We start from the raw sequence: 26,774 nt of genomic DNA, 5'->3' as shown, positions 1-26,774 counted from the left end.
CGCAGGGAGGCAGCCCTCTCTCCATCACAAACGGTTTAGACAATGTTGAAAAAATCTTTCCTGGCCTTGCTGGGATTCGTAGTTGCGCTGGTCACCGTACCAGCCTCGCAGGCGGCCGACGTCAAGAAGGTCGACGTGCTGCTGATCGGCGGCGGCATCATGAGCACCACCCTGGCGGTCTGGCTCAACGAGCTGGAACCGGGTTGGTCCATGGAAATGGTCGAGCGCCTGGATGGCGTGGCCGAGGAAAGCTCCAACGGCTGGAACAATGCCGGCACCGGCCACTCGGCCCTGGCCGAACTGAACTACACGCCCGAAGACAAGAACGGCAAGATCCAGATCGCCAAGGCCATCGAGATCAACGAAGCCTTCCAGATCTCGCGCCAGTTCTGGTCCTGGCAGGTCAAGAACGGCGTGCTGAAGAACCCGCGCTCCTTCATCAATTCGACCCCGCACATGAGTTTCATCTGGGGCGACGAGAACGTGGCCTATCTCAAGAAGCGCTATGAGGCGCTGCAGGCCAGCCCGCTGTTTGCCGGCATGCAATATTCGGAAGACCACGCGCAGATCGCCAAGTGGGTACCGCTGATGATGGAAGGTCGCGATCCGGCGCAGAAGATGGCCGCCACCTGGACGCCGCTGGGTACCGACGTGAACTTCGGCGAGATCACCCGCCAGTTCGCCGGCTATCTGCAGAGCCGCCCCAATTTCGCCCTGAAGCTCTCCAGCGAAGTGCGCGACATCACCCGCAACGCTGACGGCAGCTGGCGCATCGGCTACAAGAACCTCAAGGATGGCAGCACCACCGAGACCGATGCCAAGTTCGTCTTCATCGGCGCCGGTGGCGGCGCGCTGAAGCTGCTGCAGAAATCCGGCATCCCGGAAGCGCGTGACTACGCAGGCTTCCCGGTCGGTGGTTCGTTCCTGATCACCGACAACCCTGCCATCGCCGAGCGCCACCTGCCAAGGCCTATGGCAAGGCTTCAGTGGGCGCGCCGCCGATGTCGGTGCCGCACCTGGATACCCGCGTGCTGGATGGCAAGCGGGTGATCCTGTTCGGACCCTTTGCGACCTTCTCGACCAAGTTCCTGAAGCAAGGCTCGCTGTGGGATCTGTTCTCCACCGCCACCACCCACAACGTCTGGCCGATGGCCCGCGTCGGTATCGACGAGTATCCGCTGGTGGAATACCTGGCCGGCCAGTTGATGCAGTCCGATGACCAGCGTTTCGCGGCCCTGAAGGAATACTTCCCCAATGCAAAGAAGGAAGACTGGCGCCTGTGGCAAGCCGGCCAGCGCGTGCAGATCATCAAGCGCGACGACAGCAAGGGTGGCGTACTGAAGCTGGGTACCGAGATCGTGGCCTCGGCCGACGGCAGCATGGCCGGCCTGCTGGGTGCATCGCCCGGTGCCTCCACCGCGGCGCCGATCATGCTGACCGTGCTGGAGAAGGTCTTCAAGGACAAGCTGGCCACGCCCGAATGGCAGCAGAAGGTGCGCCAGATCGTCCCCAGCTACGGCACCAGGCTCAATGACCATCCCGACCAGGTTGCCAAGGAATGGGCCTATACCAGCGAGGTGCTGCAACTGGCACCGCCACCGGTGATCGCCCCCAAGGCCGGTGGCAAGGATAGCGCCAAGGGCAGCATGGAAAAGCCCAAGGCCAATGCCGCAGCCGACATGGCGCTGTAAGGTGCCAGCCCCGGTGTGACGGAATCGGCAAGCCGTAATGCGGCCGTCTGATCCCCACACCAGGAAATCGAAAGAGGGTAGCCAGGGTAGCCGTGGCTACCCTTTTTTATTGTGTCTTGCCGCCGGCAGCAGCAGTGTGCGAAGTGCAGGGCAAAGGCTGGCGCAGCAGTCCCGGCCAGATGGCCGGCCAGTCGCTCTCGTGGGCCATGCCCGGCACCACCTGCAGGGCAGCGCAGGCCCCGGTCTGTGCCAGGAAGTCGCGGGTAATGACGGTGGGAACGACGCGATCATCGGCGCCGCTGAAGTGACGTTGCGGGATAGTCCTCACCCGTTGCGCCACGTCGATGGGATTGAGCGAGCCCGGCATCTGCGAGACCTGATGCCAGCGGTTCACGGCCACGTGATCCAGGTTGCCGGCGATGGTGCGGATGGCACTGACATCCTGGCGCCGCGCTGCAAGCAGCACCGCGATGGCACCGCCGCCGGAATACCCGACCAGCTCCAGGCGCGCTGGCTTGAAGCGTGCCACGTACTGGCTCAGGGCCTGGTTCATGGCATCGACCACCTCCGGCGCATAGCGCAGACCGGTCCAGTAGGCCGGGCCACAGGCGGGGTTGCGTGCCATCGGCGTGAACTGGCAGGGGCGCGCCAGGTAGAGCAGGGCGGTACCGTTCGCCGTATCGGTGGCGGTATCGGCGCGGGCATCGCTCAGCGCCAATTGCAGGCCCATCGCTTCATGCGGGGTCGGATCGGGCGAGACCTGGGTGCGGCTGAGCCAGGCACGGCCATCCCCCTCGATATAGACGCGCAGCACGGTCGGCGCGGGCCGCGCCTTCACGTAGGTGGTGAGCACGAAGCGGCCGGTGTCGATCTCTTCGCGCTGGAAAGCCGCGCCGGAGGCCAGTCCATCGGCATGTTGCAGGGGATCGCCGGCACAGCCGGCCAGCAGGATGGCCAGGCCGGCGAGGAGATTCCGATAGGGCAGATGAGGTAGGAAGGGTAAGCGCATGGCGCGCATTGTCACCCGAGTAAAAACGGCCCGCAAGCTGGCGCCGCGGGCCGTTGGCGGAATGACGCCGGATCAGAACAGCCAGCCCACCCGTGCCGTCAATTGATGCACCAGTGCACGATCGCGGATTTCGGCATCGTAGCCCAGCGTGCCGTAGCTGCCTTGGGCGGCATTGAAGCGATAGCTCGCCCCCAGTTGCACGGCATCGCGATTGGGCGCGGCGCTGGCGGTGGTGAAGCTGGGACCGCCGGCCACGAAGCTGGCGGTGACGTCCGGATTGCCGGCCAGCTCACGCAGGTAGCGTGCGCGCAGTTGCAGGCGATCGCCGTTGTCGTTGACGCGGTTCAGTTCCACGCCCAGCGTCGGCTGTACGGAATTGGCATTGGTCGCGCCCACGTTCTGAGCCAGCGCTGCGTTGCCGCTCTCGGTATAGCCCTGGTTGGCCAGGTGCGACAGGCGCAGGCCCGCCAGCCAACGGCCTGACCAGGTCTGGCTGATGGCAAAGGGCAGGCCGGCTTCGACCCGTGCGCCGAGCTGCCAGCCGTTGTAGCTGCCGTTCACGTTCTGGCCGAGGAAGTTGATGGCGCGCTTGCTGCTGTAGTGATTGCCACCCACCATCAGCGAGCCGTCCAGGGTCCAGCCGCCCATATCCAGGCCGAGGTAGCCGCCCAGGTTCACCGCATCGACATCGACATCATTGCCGCTGGCATTGTCGTTGCCACGGGTACCGGCGCGGGTGTAGCCCAGCGTGAGGCCGGCCACTTCGCGTGCGGAGAGGTCGGTTTCCAGGCCAGCCGCCATGCCGTAGGCGTTGATGTTGTAGCCATCGGCGCCGGCACGCGCATCCTGCCGGCCCCAGGCACCCAGGCCTTGCAGCCAGACACGGCTGCGGGCGGCCGCTTCACCGGTGGAGATGCCGCTGCCGCGCTTGCCATCCATGCCGGAGGCGCTGGCAACCTGGCTGTCATTGCGGGCGCTATCAATGCGCCCGGACACCGCCGAGAACACGCTGCCCATGGCCACCTGTGCCGCCTGCTGGCTGGCACGATTGGTCTCGGGCTGCAGTTGTCGCACCGCGCTGCGGTAGGCGCTTGCAGTGGGCAGCGCATCCAGCGAGGCCAGCAGCGATTGCACCTGCGCGTTATTGCTGTTGTTGCCCAGTGCATCCAGAGCACGGCCCAGCGGACTGCCGGTGACATCGCTGACGCTGCTGGTGCGCTGCGCGCTGAGGATCAGGTCATTGCCACTGAGCTGCAGGCTGTAGTTCAGCGTGGCAGTGTTGGCCACCTGGAGTTGCGACACATCGGCCGACACGCCGCCGGCCGCCGACAGGATGGTCCAGCGGGCGCTGTTGGGGACGTAGGTCTTGACCACCGGCTGCACGGTGGCGCCATTGGCCAGCGTGGCGCGGCCGGCGGTGACGATCTGGTCAGCCTGCGGACCGGCCACGCCGACCTGCAGGGTGGCGCCACTGCCCAGCGAGAAATTGCCGCCGACATTGATGCTGCGCACCGCCGTCCCATCGGCCGCCTGGAACACGCCATTGACGGCCAGGTTGCCGCTGGTGCCGAAGGCGCCGTTGACCTGCAGCACGGCGCCCTGGTTGACGGTCATGTTGCTGACCGTGCCCAGGTCATAGTTGAAACGCGTGACGCCATCGCGCACGACGAAGTTCTCGAAGCCCGACAGCACACCCGCCGCGAAGGTCTGGTTGCCGCCGGTGGTGAGGGTGTCGGTACCGGCGCCGCCGTTGATGGTGCCGATCACGGTGCCACCCAGCAACTGCAGCGAGTCGTCGCCATCGCCCATGTCGATGGCCAGGCCGTTCTTGCCTTCGATGCGGCCGTAGTTGATCAGGGTGTCGTTACCGCCGCCCATCTGCACCGCCGCGCCCGGTGTGGTGCTGCCACCCTGGCCGGTCAGCGTGGCCTGGGCGCCACCGGTGATGACGCCGCTGGCATTGTTGATCAGGGTGTCGTCGTAGTTGCCCACCAGGCCGACGGCCACGCCCTTGTTGCCGATGATGCTGCCGTCGTTGACGATGTAGGCCTTGCTGCCATTGACGCTGCTGGTGCCGCGCCCGGTGGTGTTGCCGTTGTTGTAGGTGATGAGCGGATTGCTGGCGTCCTTGGACCAGTCATTGCCGTCGTCGATCAGGATGCCGTGCGCATCGCCATAGATCACCGCGCCCGCATGGTTGATCACTGTGCCGCCGCCAGCGGCCACGCCATCGGCGCCATTGGGCTGGCCGGTAGAATCCAGACCACCGGCGCCGGTGCCGCGAATGCTGCCCCAGTTCTCGATATAGGCGGTACCGTCGATGTCCACGCCGTCACCGTCGCCATTGCTGGTGGTGGCACCGTTGCCCAGCACGTCATACACGCGCCCGCTGCCGGCATAGTTGCCGACGATGGTGCCGTAGTTGAAGACCACGCCGTGACTGTCGAAACCGACGCCCGAGCCGTTATTGCCGGTGATGACGCCGCCGGCCTGGTTGATCACCACGTTGTTGCTGATGGTGACATTGCTGCGCGTGCTGCCGTCGGCATAGGTGGCATCGAAGCTGATGCCGGTGGTGGTCAGGTGCGGGGTGAGCTGGATGGCATTGGCCAGGTTGCTGTCAGGCGTGGCGGCGACCGGATCGCCACCATCGATGCCATGGCGCGCGCCGGTGATGCTGCCATAGTTGACGACGACGGCATTCTTGATGCCGTCATCGATGGAGATGCCATCGGCCGCCTTCGGTGGCGAACCGCTGGCGCAGGCGCTGAGGTAATCCGGGCAGGAGGTGTTGACCGGGCTGGTGGTGAAGATGCGCCCATAGTTGGTCAGCAGGATGTTGGAGCCCATCTTGATCGCGGTCGAGCTCGACGAACTGATGGTGGCGCTGCTGTTGGTCGCCGAGCCGTTGACGATGGTGTTACCGGTCGTGGAGTAGTCACCGTTGGCATTGATCGCGTAGTTCTTGCCGTTGTCCGCATTGGTCGGTGTCGGCCCGGTCTGCGAGATGGTGCCGAGGTTGACGATGGAGAAGCTATCGCTGCCCTTGCCGATCAGGATGGTCGGCGTCTTGGACGCGCTCGACGAACTCGTGATCACCCCGCCCAGCGCATTGTTGAGGATCAGGTTGACCTTCTTGTTGTTGATGCTGATGGCCGACAGACCGCTGGTCTGGCTGATCGTGCCGGCGTTGTTGATGGTGACCGTGGAGAGGTTGTCGTTGTCCTGCGAGGTCTTGATGCTGGCCGCGCTGCCCGAGGCCAGCGTGCCACCGGCATCGACGGTGATGGTGTCGCTGCCGTTCTTGGTCAGCGTCTTGGCCGTGGTGTCGGTGGTGCCGTTGCCGACCGTGTAGTTGGCCGCGTGGGCGGGAGCGTAGATCGCCTGCAGGGCAAGCACCAATGGAAGCAGACGAAGAGGGAAGGAGGAGCGCGCCATGTGCAAAGAGTTGATAGCAGATTGTAAAGAACTGAAATTCTGCTGACGACTTGTGACCGGTTCATTACAGCAGTCTGCTGAAGGCGGCATTTGGTCACTGGGTGTGGTCTTTCTGCTAATCTTCATTCTTTACAGGTGGTAATGAGACTAAAGCGACCAAGCGACAAGGGGGAAGGGATGAGGGGATGGACGATGCAGACGGGGGCCGGCGATGAATAAATCCGTGCTGGATTTTTTGATGCCGCAATGGAATGGCGCGGCCGATGGCGGCCTGCAGCTCGTGGTGGCGCTGCTATTGCTGGCGCTGGTGATCGGGCTGCCGCTACTGCTGGCGCGCAGCGCCCGCCCGGCGCAATGGGAGGCCCGCCTGGGCGCACTCACCGGCGAGCGCCTCGCCCTGCCTGCACCCACCACCCCGGAACAATTGAGCCAGGCCGTCGCGACCGCGCCGGAACGCTGGGCGCAGGTCGCGCCTGGCATGGTGCTGATGCTGGGCCTGCTCGGCAGCTTCATCGGCCTGGGCCTGGCCCTGGGCGATACGGCTGCGGTACTCGGCCCGCAACAGGCACCGGGCGCACTGGCAGCGGTCATCGATGCGCTGGGCGCCAAGTTCAGGATGGCCACCTGGGGCATCCTGGCCTACCTGATCCTGAAGATCTGCATCACCCTCAGCGCGCGCGAACAGGCGCGCCTGGCCTGGAGCGTAAGCACCCTCAGGCGGCTCGATACCGAACAGGCACACGCCCGCGCACAACTGGAGGCGCAAGACCGGCAGCGCCTGATCGACGCCATCACCCACAGCGGCAACGCGCTGCTGGCGGCACAACAGGCCGAAGCGCAACGCGCCCACCTGCGCCATGCCGAGTTGATGGACGCCCTGCAGCGGCAGACTGCACGCTCTTCCTGACCTGAGGCAGCGATGAAACAGGCAGACAACGAATGGGTGGTCGCCACCGGCCTGATGGCCGCCCTGGCGGCGGTGCTGGTGCTGCTGCTGGCCGTGCATCGCGCAGGCGGGACCGAGGCCGCACAGGCCGCCCTTGCGCAGCAACGTACGGCGCAGAGCGTGTCGCCTGCCTCGGCCACGGTGCCGGCTGCGGCACCATTGCCGACGCCGGCATCGCCGCCAGCAATTACGCCGGCAACTACGCCAGCACCGACCCCACCCCAGCCCACACCCTCGACGGCACCAGCGTCGGCGCAGCCGACAACGACGCCGGCTGCATCGCGTGCCGACACGCCCACGGCGGCGCAGGAACAGCGGGAACAGGATCAGCGGGAGCAAGGCGTGACCGGCGTATTGCGTCAGGTGCAGAACGTATTTGCGCAGCAGGGCGCTTCCCGATTGGTTGCCATCGATACCGAGGCGGGCACGATCACACTGAAGGAAGGCGCCTTCCGCCGCGGCAGCGCCTGCGTGGAACCGGAAGCCCGGGCCGCCTTTGCGCAGGTAGAGCAACGCATCGCCGATTACCTGAAGCAGAACCCGGCAGGCCGCATCTATGTGGAAGGCCACACCGATGACAAGCCGGTCAAGGCACCGGTGACGGACGTCCGCGCCTACTGCACCGTCTATGACGACAACATCACCCTCTCCGCCGCCCGTGCGCGCGAAGCGCGATTGCTGCTGATCGGGCGCAGCGCACCGGAAGCCGCGCGCAGGGTGATCGTGGCGGGGTATGGGGATTCGCAGCCTTTACCAGGGCTGGCTGCCAGTGATGAGCGGAATCGGCGGGTGGAGGTGAGGTTTGTGAATGGGGGCTCGAAGTAATCAGCCCAAAGCGACGCGCCAACTTGAGGATAAGCACCGCGAATATCGGTGTTATTTTTTGCCTTGTGTCCCCTCACACGCAATCAATGAGCCGAACCATGAACTTAAGGGGCGAGACACAATTCAAGATGCTTCCATCTCTACGGACAACGTAAAGGCCTGCTATGTCGTCACTGAAAAGCTCTGAAAAAGTGATCTTCGAAAAGCTTTTTGATCGCGGTGGATATGTCTTGGATTTCAACGAGCCAAGATATGCGGAGTTCTTTCGCGAACACAGGATTGACATCAATCATCAACGGTACCAGATCAACGGGTCGTCCAAGATGAAACGGTTAAGAGCCTTTTGGGAAATTGAGGAAGATGCTGTTGTTTCCCAAGTCTTAAGTGCCCTTTTGCAATACGCCGAAGCTATTGGAACCGTAGATAGTTCATTGAGGGTAAAGGCTTTCGACATATTGAAGCGTCTGGAACCCAAAAGTAACGTCGAGAAAGAATCAACGGAGAGTGAGTTTCTTGGGCAGAGTTTTCCGCTCGAAAGTCTAAACGGACTTAATGTGGATTCCGCTTTGCTTGCGGTATTAGAACAACGGATTACCGAGATACAGCAAGCAATGAAAGCAGGAGTGTCTTTAGCCGCAATTCTTTTATGCGGGAGCACGCTAGAAGGATTGCTGTTAGACGTTGCAAGCAAGAAGCCAAGCCATTTTAATCAAGCATCTGCTGCTCCGAAATTAAATGGGCAAGTTCGGCCGCTTTATGAATGGACTTTAGAGAGTTTGATTAACGTGGCGTATGAGGTGAGGGTGATATCCCTGGACGTGAAAAAATATAGCCACTCATTGAAGGACTTCCGAAATTTCATCCATCCTCGTCAGCAGGCCGCATCTGGTTTTAATCCTGATCACCATACGGCAAGGATCTGTTGGCAAGTCTTACAAGCGGCAATAGCAGACCTTCGGCGGGCGCGTGCCACTATGTAGCGAGGCAAGGAGACAGTGTGCAGAAATTTGAATGAGGGGACGCAAAGATAATATGCACAAATTTCGCCGAAGCCATGACCGGCCTGAAACGCGTGTCAATATTCTTTGGAACTTTTCAGTTAAGCTACGTTGTCTTGGGATCCAAAATTTCCAAAAAATGAAGCGTGCCACCGATTAGCGGCTTGTCTTTTTGACCGTATATAACCGCTCTACTTCAATCGAGAGATATCGTGATTCTAAAAAAAATATCAGTAATTAAGCTATTTGGAATTTTTGATCACAACATACCGTTAAATGATGGAGGAATAACAATAGTCATCGGTGAAAACGGCTTAGGAAAAACAGTCATTCTAGAAGCGATAAATGCCTTCTTCGGCCGAAATTTCGGATTTTTCAGAGATTTAGAATTTCAAAAGATAATTTTTACTTTTGAAAATCACGAGGTGTGGGAGATAACCAAAACAAAGCAAGAGCAAGGACTTTTCCTCATGCTAAACAGAATCTTTTCCACGAAGGATTCTAAATCTAAGCCCATCAAAATCGCGGAAATGAGCTCGAATGAAAACTCCAGAAGAAGCAGGAGCTCCCGCGAGATGGAAGCTATAAGACGACATCAAATGCTTCGTTTCGAAGCCGAAATGATGGAGCGGGGTCAGACCGGAGATTCTCGTTGGAGAGAATTTGAACGAGAGCATTACGCTCAAGAAATGATGCGGCGAGAATTTCTTTTAGATTCAGCTGACATTAACTTGCCTAAATGGTTTGTTGAGGCACTTGCGTTGGTTAAGGTTAAGCTGATTGAGACTCAACGTCTGATAACAGCAAAGGAGCGTGGCGGCGACTCATATATAAATACTGTATTGAAGTCCTCAAAGGAGCTCACGGAGCGAATCTACAGTATAGATAAAACGGCATCTGCGATTTCAACTGAGCTTGATAGCACTTACCCAAATAGATTGGTTAAAAAACTTAGATCAAATACAAATGAGCCATTTGAGGAACTTAATGATTCACTATCGAAGCTAGATGCTCAGCGCAAGCGTTTGTCTTCGCTAGGTTTAATTGAGTCCACTCAAGATTCAGATCTATTGCAAATCAGCGGCGGTCAGCTTGAATTGGTCGGCGCGTTGAAGCTCTATATTGAGGACAGTCATAAGAAACTCGCGCCTTACGACGATATTTCGGGGCAAATTCAGCTTTTCCTGGACATTGTCAATTCGCGCTTTAAACACAAAACTCTAGAGGTGAACAAAAAAGACGGTTTCTTATTTAAATCAAAAATTAAGCGCGACGGCGCAGGACAATTAGAAACCATTTCGCCGAAAAAGCTCTCATCGGGCGAGCAAAACGAGCTTATCCTTTTCTATGAACTTATTTTCAAATCGTCGCCAGGTGACATGATTTTGATAGATGAGCCCGAGCTATCACTCCACATATCTTGGCAAAATAAGTTTATTGGTGACCTCAAGGCTGTTACTTCGATAAACGATGTTTCAGTAGTTATCGCAACCCATTCGCCAGACATTATTGACGAAAATTGGGAACTACGCGTTAAGTTGCTCGGAGTCGAGTAATGGAGGAAGAAATCACACCGGCCCGCATTGCAAATGCGATCTGTCAAGATACAACTTACGAGGGATATTATGTCTTGGTCGAAGGAAAAAAAGATGTCCGAATATATCGTCGCTTCACTTCCGATGTTTCGGCGAAGGTCAAAGCGACTTTTGGAAAAAGTAAGCTTCGTGAAGTTTATAGAATTTTGACTGAACGAAACTTTGTTAGAAAAATAGGAATTCGCGACGCAGACTTTCTGAGAATAAAAGGAAATCCAAAATACACAGCGGAGTTTACTGATCCCATTTTCGTCACAGACGGGCATGATTCAGAAATCATGATGGTGGCCACAGGAGTTATCAATAATTTTTTCTTAATGGTAACTGACGAAGCGAAGGTTGCTGTTTTCGAAGAAAAGCATAATAAGAAGGTGGTCGATATGATCTTTTCCCTTATCAGGCCCTTAGGTAATTTAAGACTGGCAAATAAGAGATTTGGATTGGGTCTTGCTTTCAAGCCAGAACGGCCAGAAGGTAATGCACTTAGGATCGACAGGTTCGTGAATAGTAAAAGCTGGGGCTATAACGGAGATGAAAGCATGGTAAATACCGTCATAGAATATTCGAAAAACAGAGGTTCGGTAGTAGCATCCCGGGCTGTAGTTTTAGAGAAACTTCGGGAAATTTCAATGGAAGAACATCCGAACAATGAGATCTGCAATGGACACGACTTTGCGTATGTTTTGCATCTGATTTCAAAGCAGGGAATTGGGAGCAAAAGCAAACTACTTCAGGACTCCGCTTGTGTCGAGGACCTACTTATATCCCAATTCGACTGGATTAAATTTTCGGGTACTCAGTTGTTTGCTCGAATAAATCAATGGCAGAACATTGAGGAAAAAGTCATTTTTGAAGCGCGGTGAAGTTAGGCTTTGTCCGTCGACCGCACTAGAAGTGCCTTTTGATCTTTTACTTTGCGCGCAACGCCACGTTTTTAACCGAGATTGAACCGGCATTCGATTGATTGCAGTCCTCCCCCCGCTCTCCCCCAAAAAATGGTTCTTCGAAGAATTCCGTGGACTGATTTGCTGGGTTTTGTATCCTCGCGGCTTATTGGATAGTCGTCAGGAGGCAAGATGTTGGTGCAAATGATGCGGGGGTTGAACGCGGTGCAATGCCCGCCTTTATGGCGGCTGCGTAAGAAACAAAAAAGGCAGCGACACCGGAAAGTGTGGCTGCCAATTCTGGTACAGCTGAAATCTTGGTGGCCCGGGGCGGAATCGAACCACCGACACAAGGATTTTCAATCCTCTGCTCTACCAACTGAGCTACCAGGCCAAGACGGACAAGTATAGCGGCTTTGAAGAAATATGCAAGTCCTTTTTGAAAAATAGTTTCCGCCACCCCGTTTATAATCGCCGGCATGAATACCAATTCACATTCCCCATCTTCCTCGCCGGCCGCGGCTGGCACTGATATCTGCATCGTCGGCGACGGCGCGGTCGGCAAGACGGCGGCGCTGGGGCTGGCGCAGGCCGGCTTCAAGGTGACCCTGCTGGCACCGCCACCCAAGCCCGCCGCACCCGACCCGGCCAGCTGGGACGTGCGGGTCTATGCGCTGAACCATACCGCGCATCGGCTGCTGTCCTCGGTCCGCGTCTGGGATGCCATGGATGCCGCGCGCATCGCGCCGGTGGATAACATGACCGTCCACGGCGACGGGCTGCCGGAAAAGGCGCAGCCCGGCCTGCTCAGCTTCGATGCCTACGCCGCGCGCACGGATGCCCTGGCCTGGATCGTCGAAGACCGCAATCTCGACCAGGCGCTGGACGCCGCCCTGCGCTTCGCGCCCAATGTGCGCGTGCTGCAGGGTCGCGCCACGGCGCTGGCGGTCGGCGGCGAGACTGCCACGCTGACGCTGGAATCCGGCCAGGCCCTGTCCGCTTCGCTGGTGGTGGGGGCCGATGGCGCCAATTCCTGGGTGCGCGGACAGTGTGATATCGGGCTGGATTACCGCTCCTATGGCCAGAACGCCATCGTCACCAATTTCACCTGCGAGCTGCCGCATCGCGGCGTGGCCTATCAATGGTTCAGTCCGACCGAGGGCGTGATCGCGTTGCTGCCGCTGCCGGGTAACCGCGTCTCGCTGGTGTGGTCCGCGCCGCAGGCGCTGGCCGAGCAGCTGCTGCGCCTGCCGTTGTCGGCGCTGGCCGAGCGTCTGGCGCAGTGGGCCGCGCCGGTGCTGGGGACGCTCACGCCGCTGCAGCCGGAAGTGGCCAAGGCTTTCCCGCTGCGCCTGATCAAGCCGCATGCGATGATCGCGCCGCGTGTGGCGCTGATCGGCGATGCCGCCCATGTGGTCCATCCGATGGCCGGGCATGGCATGAACCTGGGCTTTGGCGATGTGGCCGCGCTGATCGATATCCTGCTCAAGCGCGAGCCCCAGTACGATTGCGGCGATGATCGTGTGCTGCGTCGCTATGCCCGCGCCCGCAAGGAAGAAGTATTGCTGATGCAGATCGCCACCGATGGTCTGCATCGGCTCTTCTCCACCGAGGCCGAGCCGGTGCGGCTGGTGCGCAATATCGGCATGAGCCTGGTGAACCGTCTGCCGCTGCTCAAGCGCCGGCTGATTGCCCACGCGTTGGGACAGTGAAGCGCGGCGATTTCAGGTAAGGTAGTGGCCTTTGGCGAGCCAGCAGGGCTATTTGCGCCTGCCGTTGCCGGAAAAACTTCCCCGCGATTTTTTTGAGAGACATCTGCAACCCCAGTCTTTGCAAGGCTTTGCGGCCGATGCGTCAAGGATTGGGTGTGCGTTTGATTTGAATCAGGACGAGTATGAAAAAATTTCTGACCGCCGGTGCGCGCCCATTGCGCCATCTGAGCATGGCCGCATTGCTGCTGGTTTCCACCGTCGTCGGCGTGAGCGCCCATGCGCAGGCCGAGGCGGCTGACAGCACCGAGGCCACCATCAAGAAGCTCATCGAGCCGCGCCTGGGCAAGGATGCCAAGGTCGATGCGGTGACCAAGACGCCGTATTCCGGCCTCTATGAAATCCAGATCGATGGCGACGTGATCTACACCGATGCCAAGGCCCAGTACCTGTTCATCGGCCGCGTGGTGGATGCGCAGAGCTACCGCGATTACACCAAGGAAAAGATCGATTCGCTGAACCAGGTGCCGTTCTCGGGCCTGCCGCTGGACAAGGCGATCAAGACCGTCAAGGGCAATGGCAAGCGCGTGATCGCCATCTTCGAAGATCCCAACTGCATCTACTGCAAGCGCCTGCACAAGACCCTGCAGGAAGTGGACAACATCACCTACTACACCTTCCAGTACAACATCCTCTCGCCGGATTCCATCGTGAAGTCGCGCAACATCTGGTGCGCGCCCAATCCGAGCAAGGCCTGGAACGAGTGGATGGTCAACGGCAAGGAAGCACCCGCAGCGGCGGCCTCCTGCAATGCGCCGCATGAGGATGTACTTGCACTGGGCAAGAAGCTCAAGGTGACCGGCACGCCGACCATCTTCTTCACCGACGGTTCGCGCATTCCTGGCGCGGTCGATGCCAAGGGTCTGGAACAGAAACTGTCTTCGCTGAAATAAGTCCAGGACGCACGGGAGCGCCTCGCAGGTTGGGGCGCTCCTGTTGCGTTGTGGTTCAGCGCATCAGGCTCATTTCCCCGTATGCAGTTCCATCATGGCGGCCTCGAACTTGCCCTGCACCAGCAGGGGGATGACGTTGAGGCTCTTGTCCAGGGCGTCGTTGATGAGCGCCTGTTCTTCCTTGCGCGGCCGGTGCAGTACGAAGTCGGCGACCGGCTGTTGCAGTCCCAGCGTGCGCGGATGACCGATGCCCAGGCGCAGGCGCCAGTAGTCCTGGGTGCCCAGTGCGGCGGTGATGTCCTTCAAGCCATTGTGGCCGCCGGAAGAACCGCCTTTCTTGATCTTGGCCGCGCCCGGTGGCAAGTCCAGTTCGTCATGCACCACCAGCACTTCGTCCGGATTGATCTTGTAGAAGCGCGCCAGCGCGCCGACCGACTGGCCGGAGCGGTTCATGTAGGTCTGCGGTTCCAGCAACCACACCTCATTGCCGGCGATGCTGGTCTTGCCAGCCAGGGCGTTGAAGCGCTGCTCGCGGCTCAGGCGCACCGGACCGGCGAGGTTGTCGACCAGCCAGAAGCCGGCATTGTGGCGGGTTTGTTCGTATTCCGGGCCGGGGTTGCCGAGACCGACGATGAGACGGATGGACATGTTGCAAGAAATGAGGGGCTGCACGAGGCGGAAGCGCCGATTATCCCGGCTTTGGCCGCCGCCGTCCAATCCCGCGCGGCCCGGATGCGCCCGCGCCGCCTGCCTTCCCGTGCAATCAGGCAATGTCAAGATTGGCGCGGGTGGCTGAATTGCGTATCATCCAACGCTTGTTTTTCTTCACCGCATAACTGCTTAATTGCTTAACTGTTGACTGGGTTTCACCATGCTGCCTTCTATCGAACAACGACTCGCCCTTGAACTCGCCGCCAAGCCGGTTCAGGTCGCTGCCGCCATCGCCTTGCTGGACGAAGGTGCCACCGTCCCCTTCATCGCCCGCTACCGCAAGGAAGTCACCGGCGGCCTGGACGACATCCAGCTGCGCCTGCTGGAAGAGCGCCTGCGTTACCTGCGCGAGCTGGAAAGCCGCCGCGCCGCGATCATCGCGTCCATCGAAGAGCAGGGCAAGATGACGCCGGTGCTGCTGGACGCCATCACCCACGCGGAAGACAAGACCCGCCTGGAAGATCTCTACCTGCCCTACAAGCCCAAGCGTCGCACCAAGGCCCAGATCGCCGCCGAAGCCGGCCTGACCGAGCTGGCCGATGCGCTGCTGAACGACCCGGGCCTGAACCCGGAAGAGGAAGCCGCCAAATACATCAAGGCCGCCTTCACCACCGACAACGGTGACAATCCGGGCGTGCCCGATACCAAGGCCGCGCTCGATGGCGCGCGCCAGATCCTCATGGAGCGTTTCTCGGAAGACGCCGAGCTGCTGCAGAGCCTGCGTGAGTACATCACCGAACACGGCGTGGTCGAATCCAAGGTGATCGATGGCAAGCAGGACGCTGGCGAAAAATTCGCCGACTACTTCGATTACTCCGAGACCTATTCCACCATCCCTTCGCACCGTGCGCTGGCGCTGTTCCGTGGTCGCCGCGAGGAGATGCTCAACGTTGTTCTGCGTCTGGACAGCGAAGAAGAAAAGCCGAAGTGGGATGCGCCTCATAATCCTTGCGAAGGTCGTATCGCCTCGCGCTTCGGCGTCTCCAACAAGGGCCGTGCCGCTGACAAGTGGTTGTCCGATACCGTGCGCTGGGCCTGGCGCGTGAAGGTCTTCATGCACCTGGAAACGGAGCTCATGACCAACCTGCGCGAGAAGGCCGAGGCCGAGGCCATCAACGTCTTCGCCCGCAACCTGAAGGACCTGCTGCTGGCCGCGCCTGCCGGCCCGCGTGCCACCATGGGCCTGGACCCGGGGCTGCGCACCGGCGTCAAGGTCGCCATCGTCGATGCTACCGGCAAGGTGGTCGCCACCGATACCATCTATCCGCACCAGCCGCGCAACGACTGGCACGGTTCGCTGCACACCCTGTCGCAACTGGCCGAGAAGCACAATGTCTCGCTGATCTCGATCGGTAACGGTACCGCCTCGCGTGAAACCGACAAGCTGGCACAGGATCTGATCAAGCTGCGTCCCGAACTGAAGCTGACCAAGATCGTGGTGTCCGAAGCGGGTGCGTCGGTGTATTCCGCCTCGGAATTCGCTTCCAAGGAATTGCCGGATCTGGATGTGTCGCTGCGTGGCGCAGTCTCGATTGCACGTCGTCTGCAGGACCCGCTGGCCGAGCTGGTCAAGATCGATCCCAAGTCCATTGGCGTGGGTCAGTACCAGCACGACGTGAGCCAGTCGCAGCTGGCACGCTCGCTGGATGCCGTCGTGGAGGATTGCGTGAACGCCGTTGGCGTGGATGTGAACACCGCTTCCGCTCCGCTGCTGGCACGCGTGTCGGGTCTGAATGCCAGCGTGGCACAGAGCATTGTGTCGTATCGGGATATGAAGGGGATGTTCAGCTCGCGTGCTGCCTTGCGCGAAGTGCCGCGCCTGGGTGACAAGACCTTTGAACAGGCGGCCGGCTTCCTGCGTGTGATGAATGGCCAGAACCCGCTGGATGCGTCGGCGGTCCACCCGGAATCCTATCCGCTGGTGGAAAAGATCCTGGCCGACATCAAGAAGGATGTGAAGAGCGTGCTGGGCCAGACCTCGCTGTTGAAGGGCCTGACCCCGGCCAAATATGCCGACGAGAAGTTCGGCGTGCCCACCGTCACCGACATCCTCAAGGAACTGGACAAGCCCGGCCGCGACCCGCGTCCGGAATTCACCACTGCCACCTTCAAGGAAGGCGTGGAAGAGATCAAGGACCTGCGTCCGGACATGATCCTGGAGGGCGTGGTCACCAACGTGGCGGCCTTCGGCGCCTTCGTCGACATCGGTGTGCACCAGGATGGTCTGGTGCACATCTCGGCGCTGTCCAACACCTACGTCAAGGACCCGCACACCGTGGTCAAGGCCGGCCAGGTGGTCAAGGTCAAGGTGCTGGAAGTGGACGAGAAGCGCAAGCGCATCGCCCTGACCATGCGCCTGAACGACACCGCCCCGGCCCCGGGTGCACGCAACGAGCAACGTGGTGACCGCAACGATGCGCGTCGTCTGTCGCAGCACCAGAACCAGCGTGGTCGCGAGCAGGCACCGAGCAACAATGCCATGGCGGCGGCGTTTGCGAAACTGCGCGGTTGAACTGATGCACGTCGCTGCAATGGCATTGCGGCGACGTTGATGTGATGCAATGAAAAGAGGCTGTTCCCTTGCGGGGACAGCCTCTTTTTCGTTCGCGTAGCGGCCCGGATCGACGGGCGTCAATCCTATGCGGTGGTGCTGATCCGCGTCTGGCTCACCGATACCGAGATACTGACGGTGGTCTCGCTGGCAACCACGGTGCCGCCCTGGCCATCACCGTTGTCAGTGCTGCCTTCACTATCGCCACCATCCTGCTTGCCACCCTTGACCTTGTTGATGAAGTCATTCAGCGACTTCTGCACGAGGTCATAGGTCTTGTCGATGTTGCTGGCGATGTCGCCCTGCAGGACGCTCAGGCTTTCCAGGATGCCGCGTGCTTCCTTGAAGCCCTGGTCGACGCCCTTGAAGATCAGGTTCATGTAGTCGTCGATGTTGGCGGCGTCTTCCTTGTCGGGATTGTTCTGCTTGTAGAGCTCGAACATGTTGGTGATGAAGGAGACGATGCGTCCGGCCGTGCCCTCCGGCGAGTTGTCCTGGGATGCCGCGTTCTGCACGGCGTTGTCGCCCAGCTGCGGGCGCAGGATGTCGTTGATGTTTTCGATGGCGGTCTTGTAGACCAGCGACAAAGGATCGTTGCCGCTCTGCAGTGACACCTCCAGCGAGGACTGGACGATGGACAGGTTGAACTGTGCCTTGGCGCCTGCTTCGGTCAAGAGGTTCGCCTTTCTGGCTTCGGCGATCTTGTCATTGCTGGTGCCGGACGCACTGCCAGACAAAGCGGTGCTGTCGCCGTTGGTGGCGTTGGCGGAGTTGGAGGAAGTGGTGCTGGGCAGCAGGGATTTGCTGTCCAGGCCGGTGGTGTTGCCGATGGCCATGACGGTCTCCTGTAGAAAAAGGGGATCCGGGCATCAAGGGGGAAGACGGATCCACTGGAAATGATGGTGCGTCGGATGACGAACCACTCCATTCCTGCATAACGGCCCGGTCGTGACGGACTTGATATTGACAAAAATTAACAGGTGTCAGTTTCCTCGTCCGGGTGGCAGCACTTACTGCGGTGGATTTGTTCGATCTGACGCAAAGCCTTTTCGGTAAAGGCTTTGCGGCGAGCCGATGCGGGTCGATACGGTGGCTCTCACCCTAAAAAATTTTTCAGAAAAAATGTAACGAAATGTCCGATCCGTGGTGGCAGGCGGATTTCATTTGCAGCGATGCAATGAAATCACGATGACATGCTGCCAAGGATGAGCTGAGAGAAAACGCAGCGTATCGAAACGCTGCGTTCAGTGACGATGAGTATGTAGATATGGACGTGGATGTGGATGAGCTGGAAAGCCTGCTCCGCTCATTCCATGACGAACAGGCGACGATGTTCGCGGATGGCGTAACGGTCGGTCATGCCGGCGATGTAGTCGGCGACCTTTCTTGCCTGCTTGTCCAGCTGCTGGGCGTCATCATGCATTGCCTTGACCTGATAGTCCGGTGGCAGCAGGCTGGGCTGGCCCATGAAGGCGGAAAACATCTCGGCAATGATGCGCCGCGCCTTGGCGGTCATGCGGTTGACCTGATAGTGACGGTAGAGCTTTTCACGCAGGAATTTCTTCAGCACTGCCGCTTCGCCGGCCATGGCATCGGAGAAGGCAATGAGCGGCGGGGCGTTGCGGACATCCTCGATGTCGCGTGGCGCGAGCTCGGAGATGCGCACGCTCGCGGTCTGGATCAGGTCGACGATGAGCGCGTTGATCATGCGGCGGACCGTCTCATGGATCACGCGGCGACCGGTGATGCCGGGATAGGTCTGTTCGACTTCGCGCAGATGGCGGGCAAAGAAATCCACTTCGCTCATCAGCTCCATGGTCAGCAGGCCCGAGCGCAGGCCGTCGTCGATGTCGTGGTTGTTGTAGGCGATCTCGTCGGCCAGGTTGGCCAGCTGGGCTTCCAGCGAGGGCTGTTTCTTTTCCAGGAAGCGTACGCCGATGTCCCCCAGTTGTCGGGCATTGTGCAGCGAGCAGTGCTTGAGGATGCCTTCGCGGGTTTCGAAGGTGAGATTCAGACCATCGAAGGCGCCATAGTGCTGCTCCAGCTCATCGACCACGCGCAGGCTCTGCAGGTTGTGCTCGAAGCCGCCGTGGTGCTTCATGCAGTGGTTCAGCTCATCCTGGCCGGCGTGGCCGAACGGCGTGTGGCCCAGGTCGTGGGCCAGGGAGATGGCTTCGACCAGGTCTTCGTTGAGTTGCAGGTTGCGGGCGCAGGAGCGAGCAATCTGCGCGACTTCGATGCTGTGGGTCAGGCGGGTACGGAACAGGTCGCCTTCGTGATTGACGAAGACCTGGGTCTTGTATTCGAGACGGCGGAAGGCGGTGGAGTGGACGATACGATCGCGGTCACGCTGGAATTCGCTGCGCGAGCCGGGCGGGGTTTCACTGAAGCGCCGGCCCCGCGAGCTTGCCGAGTGGGCGGCATAGGGAGCCAGACGGGGGGGCGCTTCAGCGTGCATGCTTACTCTCCGGTGCAGGCCGCCAGGGTTTGCAAGAGCAATTCCTGCGGCACGTTGGTGATCAGGGGGCTGCCCAGCGGTTTGATCAGGATGAACTTGATCTGGCCGCCTTCGTTTTTCTTGTCCACTTCCATCAGTTCCAGCCAGCGTTCGGTACCGAGGCTGGGGGCCACCGTCGGCAGGCCCGTTGCGGCGGCGACTGCCTGGATGCGGTCCCGCGTGCCGGCATCGATATAGCCCAGTCGCTGCGACAGGTCGGCCGCCATGACCATGCCGCAACCGACGGCTTCACCGTGCAGCCATTGGCCGTAGCCCAGGCCGTTTTCGATGGCGTGGCCGAAGGTGTGGCCGAAGTTGAGGATGGCGCGCAGGCCACCTTCGCGTTCATCCTGGCGCACCACGTCGGCCTTGATTTCGCAGGAGCGCTGGATGGCATAGGCCAGGGCAGCATCGTCCTTGGAGACCAGTTGGGCGATATTGGTTTCGATCCAGTCGAAGAAGGGCGCATCGATGATGGCGCCATGCTTGATGACTTCGGCGATGCCGGCGGCCAGTTCGCGCGCGGGCAGGGTATGCAGGGTGGCGGTGTCGGCGATGACGGCCTGCGGCTGGTAGAAGGCGCCGATCATGTTCTTGCCCAGCGGATGGTTGATGCCGGTCTTGCCGCCCACCGAGGAATCGACCTGCGAGAGCAGGGTGGTCGGCACCTGCACGAAGGGTACGCCGCGCATGTAGGAGGCAGCGGCAAAGCCGGTCAGGTCGCCAATCACACCGCCGCCCAGGGCGACCAGGGTGGTCTTGCGATCACACTTGTCGGCCAGCAGGCGGTCGAAGATCTTCATCAGGCTGGCCCAGTTCTTTTCTTCCTCGCCGTCGGGCAGCACGATTTCGCTGACCTGTTTGCCGGCAGCGCGCAGGGCGTTGGCGACCTTGTCCAAGTACAGGGGGCCGACCGTATCGTTGGTGACGATGGCCACGCGCTTGCCCTTGACGTATTGCGGCAGCAGGGACGCATCGTCCAGCAGGCCGCGACCGATGTGGATGGGGTAGCTGCGCTCGCCCAGGTCTACGTTGAGGGTGATCGGGTGGATGGCGGTGGAGGCGGTGTTCTGGTTCATGCGGTGATGGCTGGGTTCGGCGCCGGCAGCGCCATGGAAGGTGTGGGAGAAATGGCTGGTGGCGACCACCGTAGTACCGTCGGCGGTACGGGTGACCAGCGCGCTGCTGCGTTCGACGACGACGGTTTCATCGGCCTGCGCTCCATCAGCCTCCGCCGAGGGCTGCCAGGCACCCTCCTTGGGTGAGAGTTCCAGATGGCTGATGATGGTCTGTACCAGGAACTGGACATTGGGCCGGTTGGTTTCGATCACGAAGTCGGCCACCTCGCGGTAGAGCGGGTCACGCTGGCGCGAGAGTTCTTCCAGCTTGCGACGCGGGTCGGCGGTCTGCAGCAGCGGGCGGTTCTTGTCGCGCCCGGTGCGCTGGAGAATCTGGTTGATGCTGGCCCGCAGGTAGACGACGGTGCCGCCCTTCTTGAGGTTTTCACGATTCTCGGCACGCAGGACGGCGCCGCCACCGGTGGCCAGCACGATGTCGGGCTGGGCCGAGAGTTCGCGGATCACCTCCGCTTCGCGGCGGCGGAAGCTTTCCTCGCCCTCGATCTCGAAGATCACCGGGATGGTGGCGCCGGTGCGCGCCTCGATCTCGTGGTCCGAATCGACGAAGCGCTTGTTCAGCTTCTTGGCCAGGGCCCGGCCTATGGTGGTCTTGCCGGCTCCCATCAGGCCGACAAGGAAGATGCTTCCAGTCATATCTAAGAATTCTGCGCTCTGCGCTACTGGCCAATGTCGATGGCGCCGCGCATCTGACGGCACGGTCACCCGCCGCCCGGTGGGCGGTGTCCGGGCCGGCCGCCGGCCGGCTTGCGCCCGGCGGTACGGGCCTGGAACAGCGATTTTACCGTTCTTTGTGCCGCCGCCGGGAAAAATCGGGCTGGACAGCCCGCCGGGGGGCAACGGGCGTCAATACGGGCGCGGCGGTGCGACGATGCGGGGTGTGAGGAAGATCAGCAGTTCGGTCTTGTCGCGCACCCGGCTGTTGCTGCGGAAGAGGGCGCCCAGGATGGGGATGTCGCCCAGCAACGGTACCCGGGTTTCATGGTCATTGTCGGTCTGGGTATAGATGCCGCCGATGACCACCGTGCCGCCATCTTCGACCTGGACCTTGGTCTTGACGTGCTTGGTGTTGATCGCCAGGCCGCCCGGGGTGACGTTGCCCCGGCTGTCCTTGTTGAGGTCGACGTCGAGGATCACATTGCCGTCGGGGGTGATCTGGGGCGTCACTTCCAGCTTCAGGTTGGCTTTCTTGAATGCGGTGGCGGTGGTGCCATTGCCAGCGGCCTGCTGGTAGGGGATTTCCTCGCCCTGTTCGATCAGGGCCGCCTGCTGGTCGGCGGTGATCAGGCGCGGACTGGAGACGATCTTGCCGCGCCCGTCGGCTTCCAGGGCCGAGAGTTCGACGTTGAGGAAGCGCTGGGCGGCGGCGTTGAAGAGGGTAAAGCCGAAGCTGCCCGGAGTGGCACCGCTCAATGGCTCGGCGCGCAGGTTCAGGGCTGGTTCGCTCAGGTAGAGACCCGGTGTGGGTGGCGTCTGCCGGGTCTGCTCGCCGATGGCTGCATAAGTGTTGCCCACCGCTGCGCCGCGGGTGGTCGCCGCCAGCCCGAGCTTGACGCCGAGGTTGCGGGCGAAGCTGTCGTCAGCTTCGACGATGCGGGCCTCGATGAGGACCTGGCGTGCCGCCACGTCGATGCGCTCGATCAGCTTGCGCACGTTGGCCAGAACGGCCAGGGTGTCGGTCACCAGCAACTGGTTGGTGTGATGGTCGATCATGGCGCTGCCACGGCGGGATAGCAGGGTGTTGCGACGCCCGGCCTGGGTGTTGCCGTCTTCGCCGATGCCCAGTGCGCGGCGCAGGGTGTCGGCGCGCTGGTAGTTGAGCTGGAAGCTCTCGGCATGCAGCGGCTCCAGGTCGGCGATCAGGGCTTTCTGTTCCAGCTCCTGGCGTTCGCGCGCCTGCATTTCCTCGCGCGGGGCGATCCACAGTACCTCGCCAGTGCGCCGCATCTCCAGTCGCCCGGCCTGCAGGATCAGGTCCAGCGCCTGATCCCAGGGGACATCCCTCAGGCGCAGGCTCAACTGCCCGGCCACGGCGTCGCTGGCCACGAGATTGACGTCGCTGTAATCGGCCAGGACCTGCAGGACGGTGCGGATGTCGATGTTCTGGAAATTGAGCGATAACCTGTCGCCGCCATCGTGCTTGTCGGTCGGTGTTCCGGAGGAAGCGGGGACGGTGCTGCCGCCGGTGACGGGCAACACGTCGATCACCAGACGGCGACCGCTCTGATAGGCCTGGTAGCGCCATTGGCCCTGCGTTTCGAGCATCACGCGTACGCCTTGTTCGTACGGGTAGGCATGGTATTGCGTCACGGGGGTGGCGAAACGCCCGACCTCGACCGGCCGCTGCAGGTCCGGTGACAGGCTGGCACCGCCGATGTCCACCACCAGGCGCCGGCCCATTTGACGGACCTGCAGCGGTTGATCGGCCGCGCCCAGCTCCAGTATCAGTTGTCCCTCGCCGGCGCCGCCGCGGCGAAAGTCGATGTTCTGCAGTGCGCCGGGCTCGGGCGCGGCGCGCTGGTCGAGTTCGACCAGCAGGCGAGCATCCTCGACCCGCAGACGATGGCTGACGGCGTGCTTGAGCTGCAGTTGCAGCCGCAGCCGGTCGTCGTCGGCGGCCACCAGCACGCGCTTGAGCAGGCCGCTGCCGGCCAGCGCGCGGGGCAGCATGTCGGCAGGCGTGGTCTTTGGCAGGTCCAGTACCAGTTGTGCTGGATCAAGCAGCTGGAATGCGCCTACCTGTGCGGGGTCCACGGGATGGGACAGTTGCAGGCTCAGTGTGAGCCCTTGCGGGCGGTACTGGATACCGATGCCGTAAAGGCGGTTCTCGGCCAGGGTCGGCCAAGGTGACAGGGACAGCAGACCGGCGAACAAGAGCAGCAGGGTTCTCATGGCCGGCTCCCGGGGCGGATCAGCCGGCGCCCGTTGCTGCGCGGTGACAGGCGCTGGTTGCGTGCATTGCGTGGGTAGGGCGTCACGGTTGGCAGCGCACCGGCCGCGTAATTTTCCATCGTGATGGTCTGGGTCGACCCGGCGTGGTGGAGGGCGATCTGGTCTTCGTGCACCGCCAGCACTTCGCCCAGCGCGCCGGGAAGCTGGTCGCCGACCTGCAGGCGGCGGGTGGCGCCGTCCAGCTCCACCAGTGCGATCCGCTGATCGTTACGACGTAGCGTACCCAGCAGGCGCAGCGCCGGACGTGCGGGTGTTGCCGGGGCGGAGGATGGTGATGGGGCGGCAACGGCTGTAACAGCTGCAACAGCAAGGTCTTCCTCTTCCTCGCTTTCCGTCGCAGGGCTGGCTTTGCCGCGCGCCTGCCGTGACGTGAGCGTTGCTGTCGCCGCTTCATCTTCGAGTTGGAATGGATCGGGAAGGTCGGACGAGGGATGTTCGATTTCTCCCGCAGGCGGGCGCGAGGCCGACGCTGTGGCGGGTGGCAGGCGCAATGACTGTTCACGGCTGAGGGTGATCCACTGCCGGGTTGCCGTGGCCTCGTCAGGGTGTTCCAGTGTCACCAGCGCGGCATAGGCGGTCGCGGCCAGCAACACCGGCGCAAGCATCAGCGAGGCGAGGGAAAGCACGCTCATGGTGGGGACTCCACGGAAGCCGACTTGGCATTGCCGGTGGGGGCGGAGACCGTGGCCTTCATCAGCAAGGCCGCCTGCGTGCCGCGCTCGCTGGTGATCTCCAGGTTCTCGAAGAGCACCGGCATCGGTGGCCGACTGACCTGTTCGACGAAGCGCAGCAGGCCCGCATGCTTGCCACGCAGGCTGATGGTGGCGCTCAGTTTGCCGGGCTGGGGCTGGAAGGAGGTCAGTACCAGACCATGCTCCTCGGCGCGGCGCGCCAGCTTGGCATGCAACAGTTCGGATTGCTGCTGGTCGGGGCGCCATAGCTGAACCTGTTGCGCGACCAGTTGCATCTCCAGCGCGGTCTGGCGCGACTGCAGGCCATCCCGCAGCGCGACCTGGTTCAGGGCGGATTGATACTGCACGCGCAGGTCCTGCTGTTGCCGTTGGGCAGACTGGCGCGATTCGTCCAGTTCTTCGACCGCCAGCAACAGCCCGCTGGCCGCGCACGCCAGCGTTGTCAGCAGGTACAGCGCCAGCCGTGCCGGCCGGGGCCAGTGGGCCGGATGGGTACGCAGGCTTGCACGTTTCATTTCGGCTCCTGGGTGGCGTTCGCGGCGGGTGATGCCAAGGGGATGACGATGCTGAAGGCGTAACCACGATCTTCGGCGTGCAGATCATTGAGGGTGGCACCGTCCAGGCCGGCACCGGTGAGCGCTGCAGCGTATTCCTGCACCGCTTGCGCGCTTGTCGCATGGCCGCGAAGCTCGGCCCGCCCGGCTTGCAGCATGACTCGCTGCAGACGGGTCTGCGGGTTGCCGGCCTGGGCCGCGCCGCGCAGCAACTGGATGGCCTGCTGGCGCCGTCGGGCCAGTTGTTCTTGCACACTCAGCTGTGTGTTGAGCGCTTCGATGCGGGCGCGCAGTGCGCTGGTCTGTTGCACCAGGGGCGCCATCTTTTGCAGCTCCTGGCTCAGCATGGCATTGGCCTGCTGCAGCGATGCCGTGTGCCACCACACCCGCAGGCCGGGTACTGTGGCGATCAGGCAGCCCAGCAGCGCAGCTGCTGCCAGCCAGCGATAGAAGCCCAGTTCGCGCTGGCGGCGACGCTGCTGCGGGGTGCGCGAGAAATCGAAACTTGCGAAACTTGCGAAGCTTGGCTTCATGCCATGCCCTCCCACGCCAGGGCCAGGGCCAACTGATAGTCGGCCGGGATTTGCGCGGCAATCGCGGAGGACAGCATCAGCGGTGAGGGGATGGGGGCGAGCTGCGCATCGATGCCGGCATATTTGACGAAGGCGCGCCCGATGGCGCCCAGCTGAGGGTGGTCGCCGCTGAGCAGCAATCTGCGCGGCAGGGGTTTGAGCAGCGGCGCCACGCTGGCCAGCAGGGGCAGCGCTCCGCCTGCGGCAGCCTGCGCCGGCAGGTTGTGGGCCGGGCCCCTGCCGTGCAGCAGCCAGTTGCCGCCGCGGTCCAGCCGCAACACCGCAGTCTGGTCGGCGCGCCGCTCGTCGCGCAACCAGGCGGCCAGGCACAGGTCCTCCGGTGCCAGCGTCGCCAGGGAGCGATTCAGGGCCTCGGCCAGTGCCAGCCGGTCTTCGATGGCCAGCGTCGAGGCGGCCAGCGCCAGCACCTGGACGTCGGCGGGTGAGGCCGGTTGTGGACCGAGTATCCGGTAATCCAGTACCTGCTCTTCGGCGGAAGCGCCATGGGCGGCCATTTCGGCGCGCACCTGTGCCAGGCGCTGGACCTCGCTGGAGCCGGCCGGCAGGACCAGGCGACGGCCGGTCAGGGTCGCTGCCGGCAGGGCCAGCGCCAGGGTGCCGCCCTGGCACACCGGGTTTTCCAGCAGCGAGCGGCAGATCAGCACCAGTGCATCGAAGTCGACCACCTGGCCATCGCGGCACAGGGGCCTGGCCGACAGGCGCTGATCCAGGCGCAGCAGTTGGGCGCGCTGGCCGCAGCGGCGCAGCAAGGCCAGTTGGACCCGGTCAGGACCGATATCGACTCCGGCGCACAGGCGCGCCGACATCCGGCGGGAAGGAAAGAGGGAACTAGCCATGCCGCAGTTCTTTCGCAAGGGAAAAGGGGGAATTGTCTGGCCGGCGGGAAGGCGGGGGAATAGCGGAAACTTGAGGAATGCCTGTCAATTTGCAGTAAATGATGTCAATTGCTTCACTTCCGGCCATCCTGGTCGGAACCGCGCTCCTGTGCTTTGGTCTATTTGCAACACCTGGCCGCGCGGCCCGTCAGGGCGAGCCGCTAT

19 protein-coding genes, 1 tRNA gene and 1 pseudogene are annotated in these 26,774 nt (G+C 61.5%); 9 read left to right on the top strand and 12 right to left on the bottom strand.

All coding sequences use genetic code 11. The features are described 5' to 3' along the window. The first annotated feature begins 42 nt into the window (after window positions 1-42). Window positions 43-1,691, top strand: a pseudogene (gene mqo / locus HWE04_RS00430) (malate dehydrogenase (quinone)). A 106-nt stretch (window positions 1,692-1,797) separates the two neighbouring features. Here mqo and HWE04_RS00425 read toward each other — a convergent pair. Further along, complete coding sequence (locus HWE04_RS00425; RefSeq protein ID WP_241811189.1) at window positions 1,798-2,700, bottom strand: alpha/beta hydrolase; 903 nt, start codon at window positions 2,698-2,700, stop codon at window positions 1,798-1,800. 72 nt (window positions 2,701-2,772) lie between these two features. Beyond that, window positions 2,773-6,099: an autotransporter outer membrane beta-barrel domain-containing protein gene (locus HWE04_RS00420; protein ID WP_241811188.1), complete on the bottom strand. Its 3,327-nt coding sequence runs from the start codon at window positions 6,097-6,099 to the stop codon at window positions 2,773-2,775. A gap of 250 nt (window positions 6,100-6,349) precedes the next feature. Between HWE04_RS00420 and HWE04_RS00415 the strand changes: the two genes are divergently transcribed. The 5 genes from HWE04_RS00415 (at window position 6,350) to HWE04_RS00395 (ending at window position 11,365) form a co-directional block, all read left to right on the top strand. After that, window positions 6,350-7,045 (top strand): hypothetical protein, encoded by a 696-nt coding sequence (locus HWE04_RS00415; protein WP_241811187.1) that lies wholly within the window; start codon window positions 6,350-6,352, stop codon window positions 7,043-7,045. A 12-nt stretch (window positions 7,046-7,057) separates the two neighbouring features. Next, entirely contained in the window at window positions 7,058-7,909 is an 852-nt protein-coding gene (locus tag HWE04_RS00410) for an OmpA/MotB family protein (protein WP_241811186.1), read from the top strand. A 164-nt stretch (window positions 7,910-8,073) separates the two neighbouring features. Further along, window positions 8,074-8,889, top strand: a complete 816-nt coding sequence (locus tag HWE04_RS00405; protein ID WP_241811185.1) for a phage protease — start codon at window positions 8,074-8,076, stop codon at window positions 8,887-8,889. 230 nt (window positions 8,890-9,119) lie between these two features. Next, a complete protein-coding gene (locus HWE04_RS00400) occupies window positions 9,120-10,463 on the top strand; it encodes an AAA family ATPase (RefSeq protein ID WP_241811184.1) in 1,344 nt (447 codons plus the stop codon). Continuing rightward, window positions 10,463-11,365, top strand: coding sequence for a DUF4435 domain-containing protein (locus HWE04_RS00395; RefSeq protein WP_241811183.1), 903 nt, complete (start codon window positions 10,463-10,465; stop codon window positions 11,363-11,365). The genes HWE04_RS00400 and HWE04_RS00395 overlap by 1 nt, the downstream gene beginning before the upstream one ends. 339 nt (window positions 11,366-11,704) lie before the next feature. Here the strand turns inward: HWE04_RS00395 and HWE04_RS00390 are convergent. Then, window positions 11,705-11,780, bottom strand: a tRNA-Phe gene (locus HWE04_RS00390). An 85-nt stretch (window positions 11,781-11,865) separates the two neighbouring features. On the opposite strand from HWE04_RS00390, the gene HWE04_RS00385 reads away from it, so the two are divergent. Continuing rightward, complete coding sequence (locus HWE04_RS00385) at window positions 11,866-13,098, top strand: UbiH/UbiF family hydroxylase (protein WP_241811182.1); 1,233 nt, start codon at window positions 11,866-11,868, stop codon at window positions 13,096-13,098. A gap of 182 nt (window positions 13,099-13,280) precedes the next feature. Next, window positions 13,281-14,048: a DsbC family protein gene (locus tag HWE04_RS00380; RefSeq protein WP_102663702.1), complete on the top strand. Its 768-nt coding sequence runs from the start codon at window positions 13,281-13,283 to the stop codon at window positions 14,046-14,048. A 69-nt stretch (window positions 14,049-14,117) separates the two neighbouring features. On the opposite strand, the gene pth is transcribed toward HWE04_RS00380, so the two are convergent. After that, a complete protein-coding gene (gene pth / locus HWE04_RS00375; protein ID WP_006461482.1) occupies window positions 14,118-14,696 on the bottom strand; it encodes an aminoacyl-tRNA hydrolase in 579 nt (192 codons plus the stop codon). A gap of 223 nt (window positions 14,697-14,919) precedes the next feature. On the opposite strand from pth, the gene HWE04_RS00370 reads away from it, so the two are divergent. Further along, window positions 14,920-17,271 carry a Tex family protein gene (locus HWE04_RS00370; protein WP_241811181.1) on the top strand — a complete coding sequence of 784 codons (2,352 nt, stop codon included), beginning with the start codon at window positions 14,920-14,922 and terminating at the stop codon, window positions 17,269-17,271. Between the two features lie 125 nt (window positions 17,272-17,396). Here HWE04_RS00370 and HWE04_RS00365 read toward each other — a convergent pair whose 3' ends face one another. From HWE04_RS00365 to pilM, 8 genes are all read right to left on the bottom strand, one after another. Further along, window positions 17,397-18,146 carry a DUF5610 domain-containing protein gene (locus HWE04_RS00365; RefSeq protein ID WP_241811180.1) on the bottom strand — a complete coding sequence of 250 codons (750 nt, stop codon included), beginning with the start codon at window positions 18,144-18,146 and terminating at the stop codon, window positions 17,397-17,399. Between the two features lie 470 nt (window positions 18,147-18,616). Next, window positions 18,617-19,768, bottom strand: coding sequence for a deoxyguanosinetriphosphate triphosphohydrolase (locus HWE04_RS00360; protein WP_241811179.1), 1,152 nt, complete (start codon window positions 19,766-19,768; stop codon window positions 18,617-18,619). Window positions 19,769-19,770: 2 nt separating this feature from the next. Next, on the bottom strand, window positions 19,771-21,579 hold the full coding sequence (gene aroKB / locus HWE04_RS00355) for a bifunctional shikimate kinase/3-dehydroquinate synthase AroKB (RefSeq protein WP_241811178.1): 1,809 nt from the start codon (window positions 21,577-21,579) through the stop codon (window positions 19,771-19,773). Window positions 21,580-21,789: 210 nt separating this feature from the next. Then, entirely contained in the window at window positions 21,790-23,835 is a 2,046-nt protein-coding gene (locus HWE04_RS00350) for a type IV pilus secretin PilQ (protein ID WP_241811177.1), read from the bottom strand. After that, complete coding sequence (locus HWE04_RS00345; RefSeq protein ID WP_241811176.1) at window positions 23,832-24,527, bottom strand: type II secretion system protein N; 696 nt, start codon at window positions 24,525-24,527, stop codon at window positions 23,832-23,834. The genes HWE04_RS00350 and HWE04_RS00345 overlap by 4 nt, the downstream gene beginning before the upstream one ends. Beyond that, entirely contained in the window at window positions 24,524-25,102 is a 579-nt protein-coding gene (pilO, locus tag HWE04_RS00340) for a type 4a pilus biogenesis protein PilO (RefSeq protein WP_241811175.1), read from the bottom strand. Before pilO ends, HWE04_RS00345 begins: the two co-directional genes overlap by 4 nt. Then, window positions 25,099-25,674, bottom strand: a complete 576-nt coding sequence (locus tag HWE04_RS00335; protein ID WP_241811174.1) for a PilN domain-containing protein — start codon at window positions 25,672-25,674, stop codon at window positions 25,099-25,101. Before HWE04_RS00335 ends, pilO begins: the two co-directional genes overlap by 4 nt. After that, window positions 25,671-26,570 (bottom strand): pilus assembly protein PilM, encoded by a 900-nt coding sequence (gene pilM, locus HWE04_RS00330; protein WP_241811173.1) that lies wholly within the window; start codon window positions 26,568-26,570, stop codon window positions 25,671-25,673. The genes HWE04_RS00335 and pilM overlap by 4 nt, the downstream gene beginning before the upstream one ends. Window positions 26,571-26,774 lie beyond the last annotated feature (204 nt).

This window comes from Herbaspirillum sp. C7C2, from assembly GCF_022627865.1.
GTDB classification, from domain to species: Bacteria; Pseudomonadota; Gammaproteobacteria; order Burkholderiales; family Burkholderiaceae_D; genus Herbaspirillum; species Herbaspirillum frisingense.
Note: the sequence above shows the minus strand (reverse complement) of the source record. Positions and strands in the feature narration are given on the sequence as shown.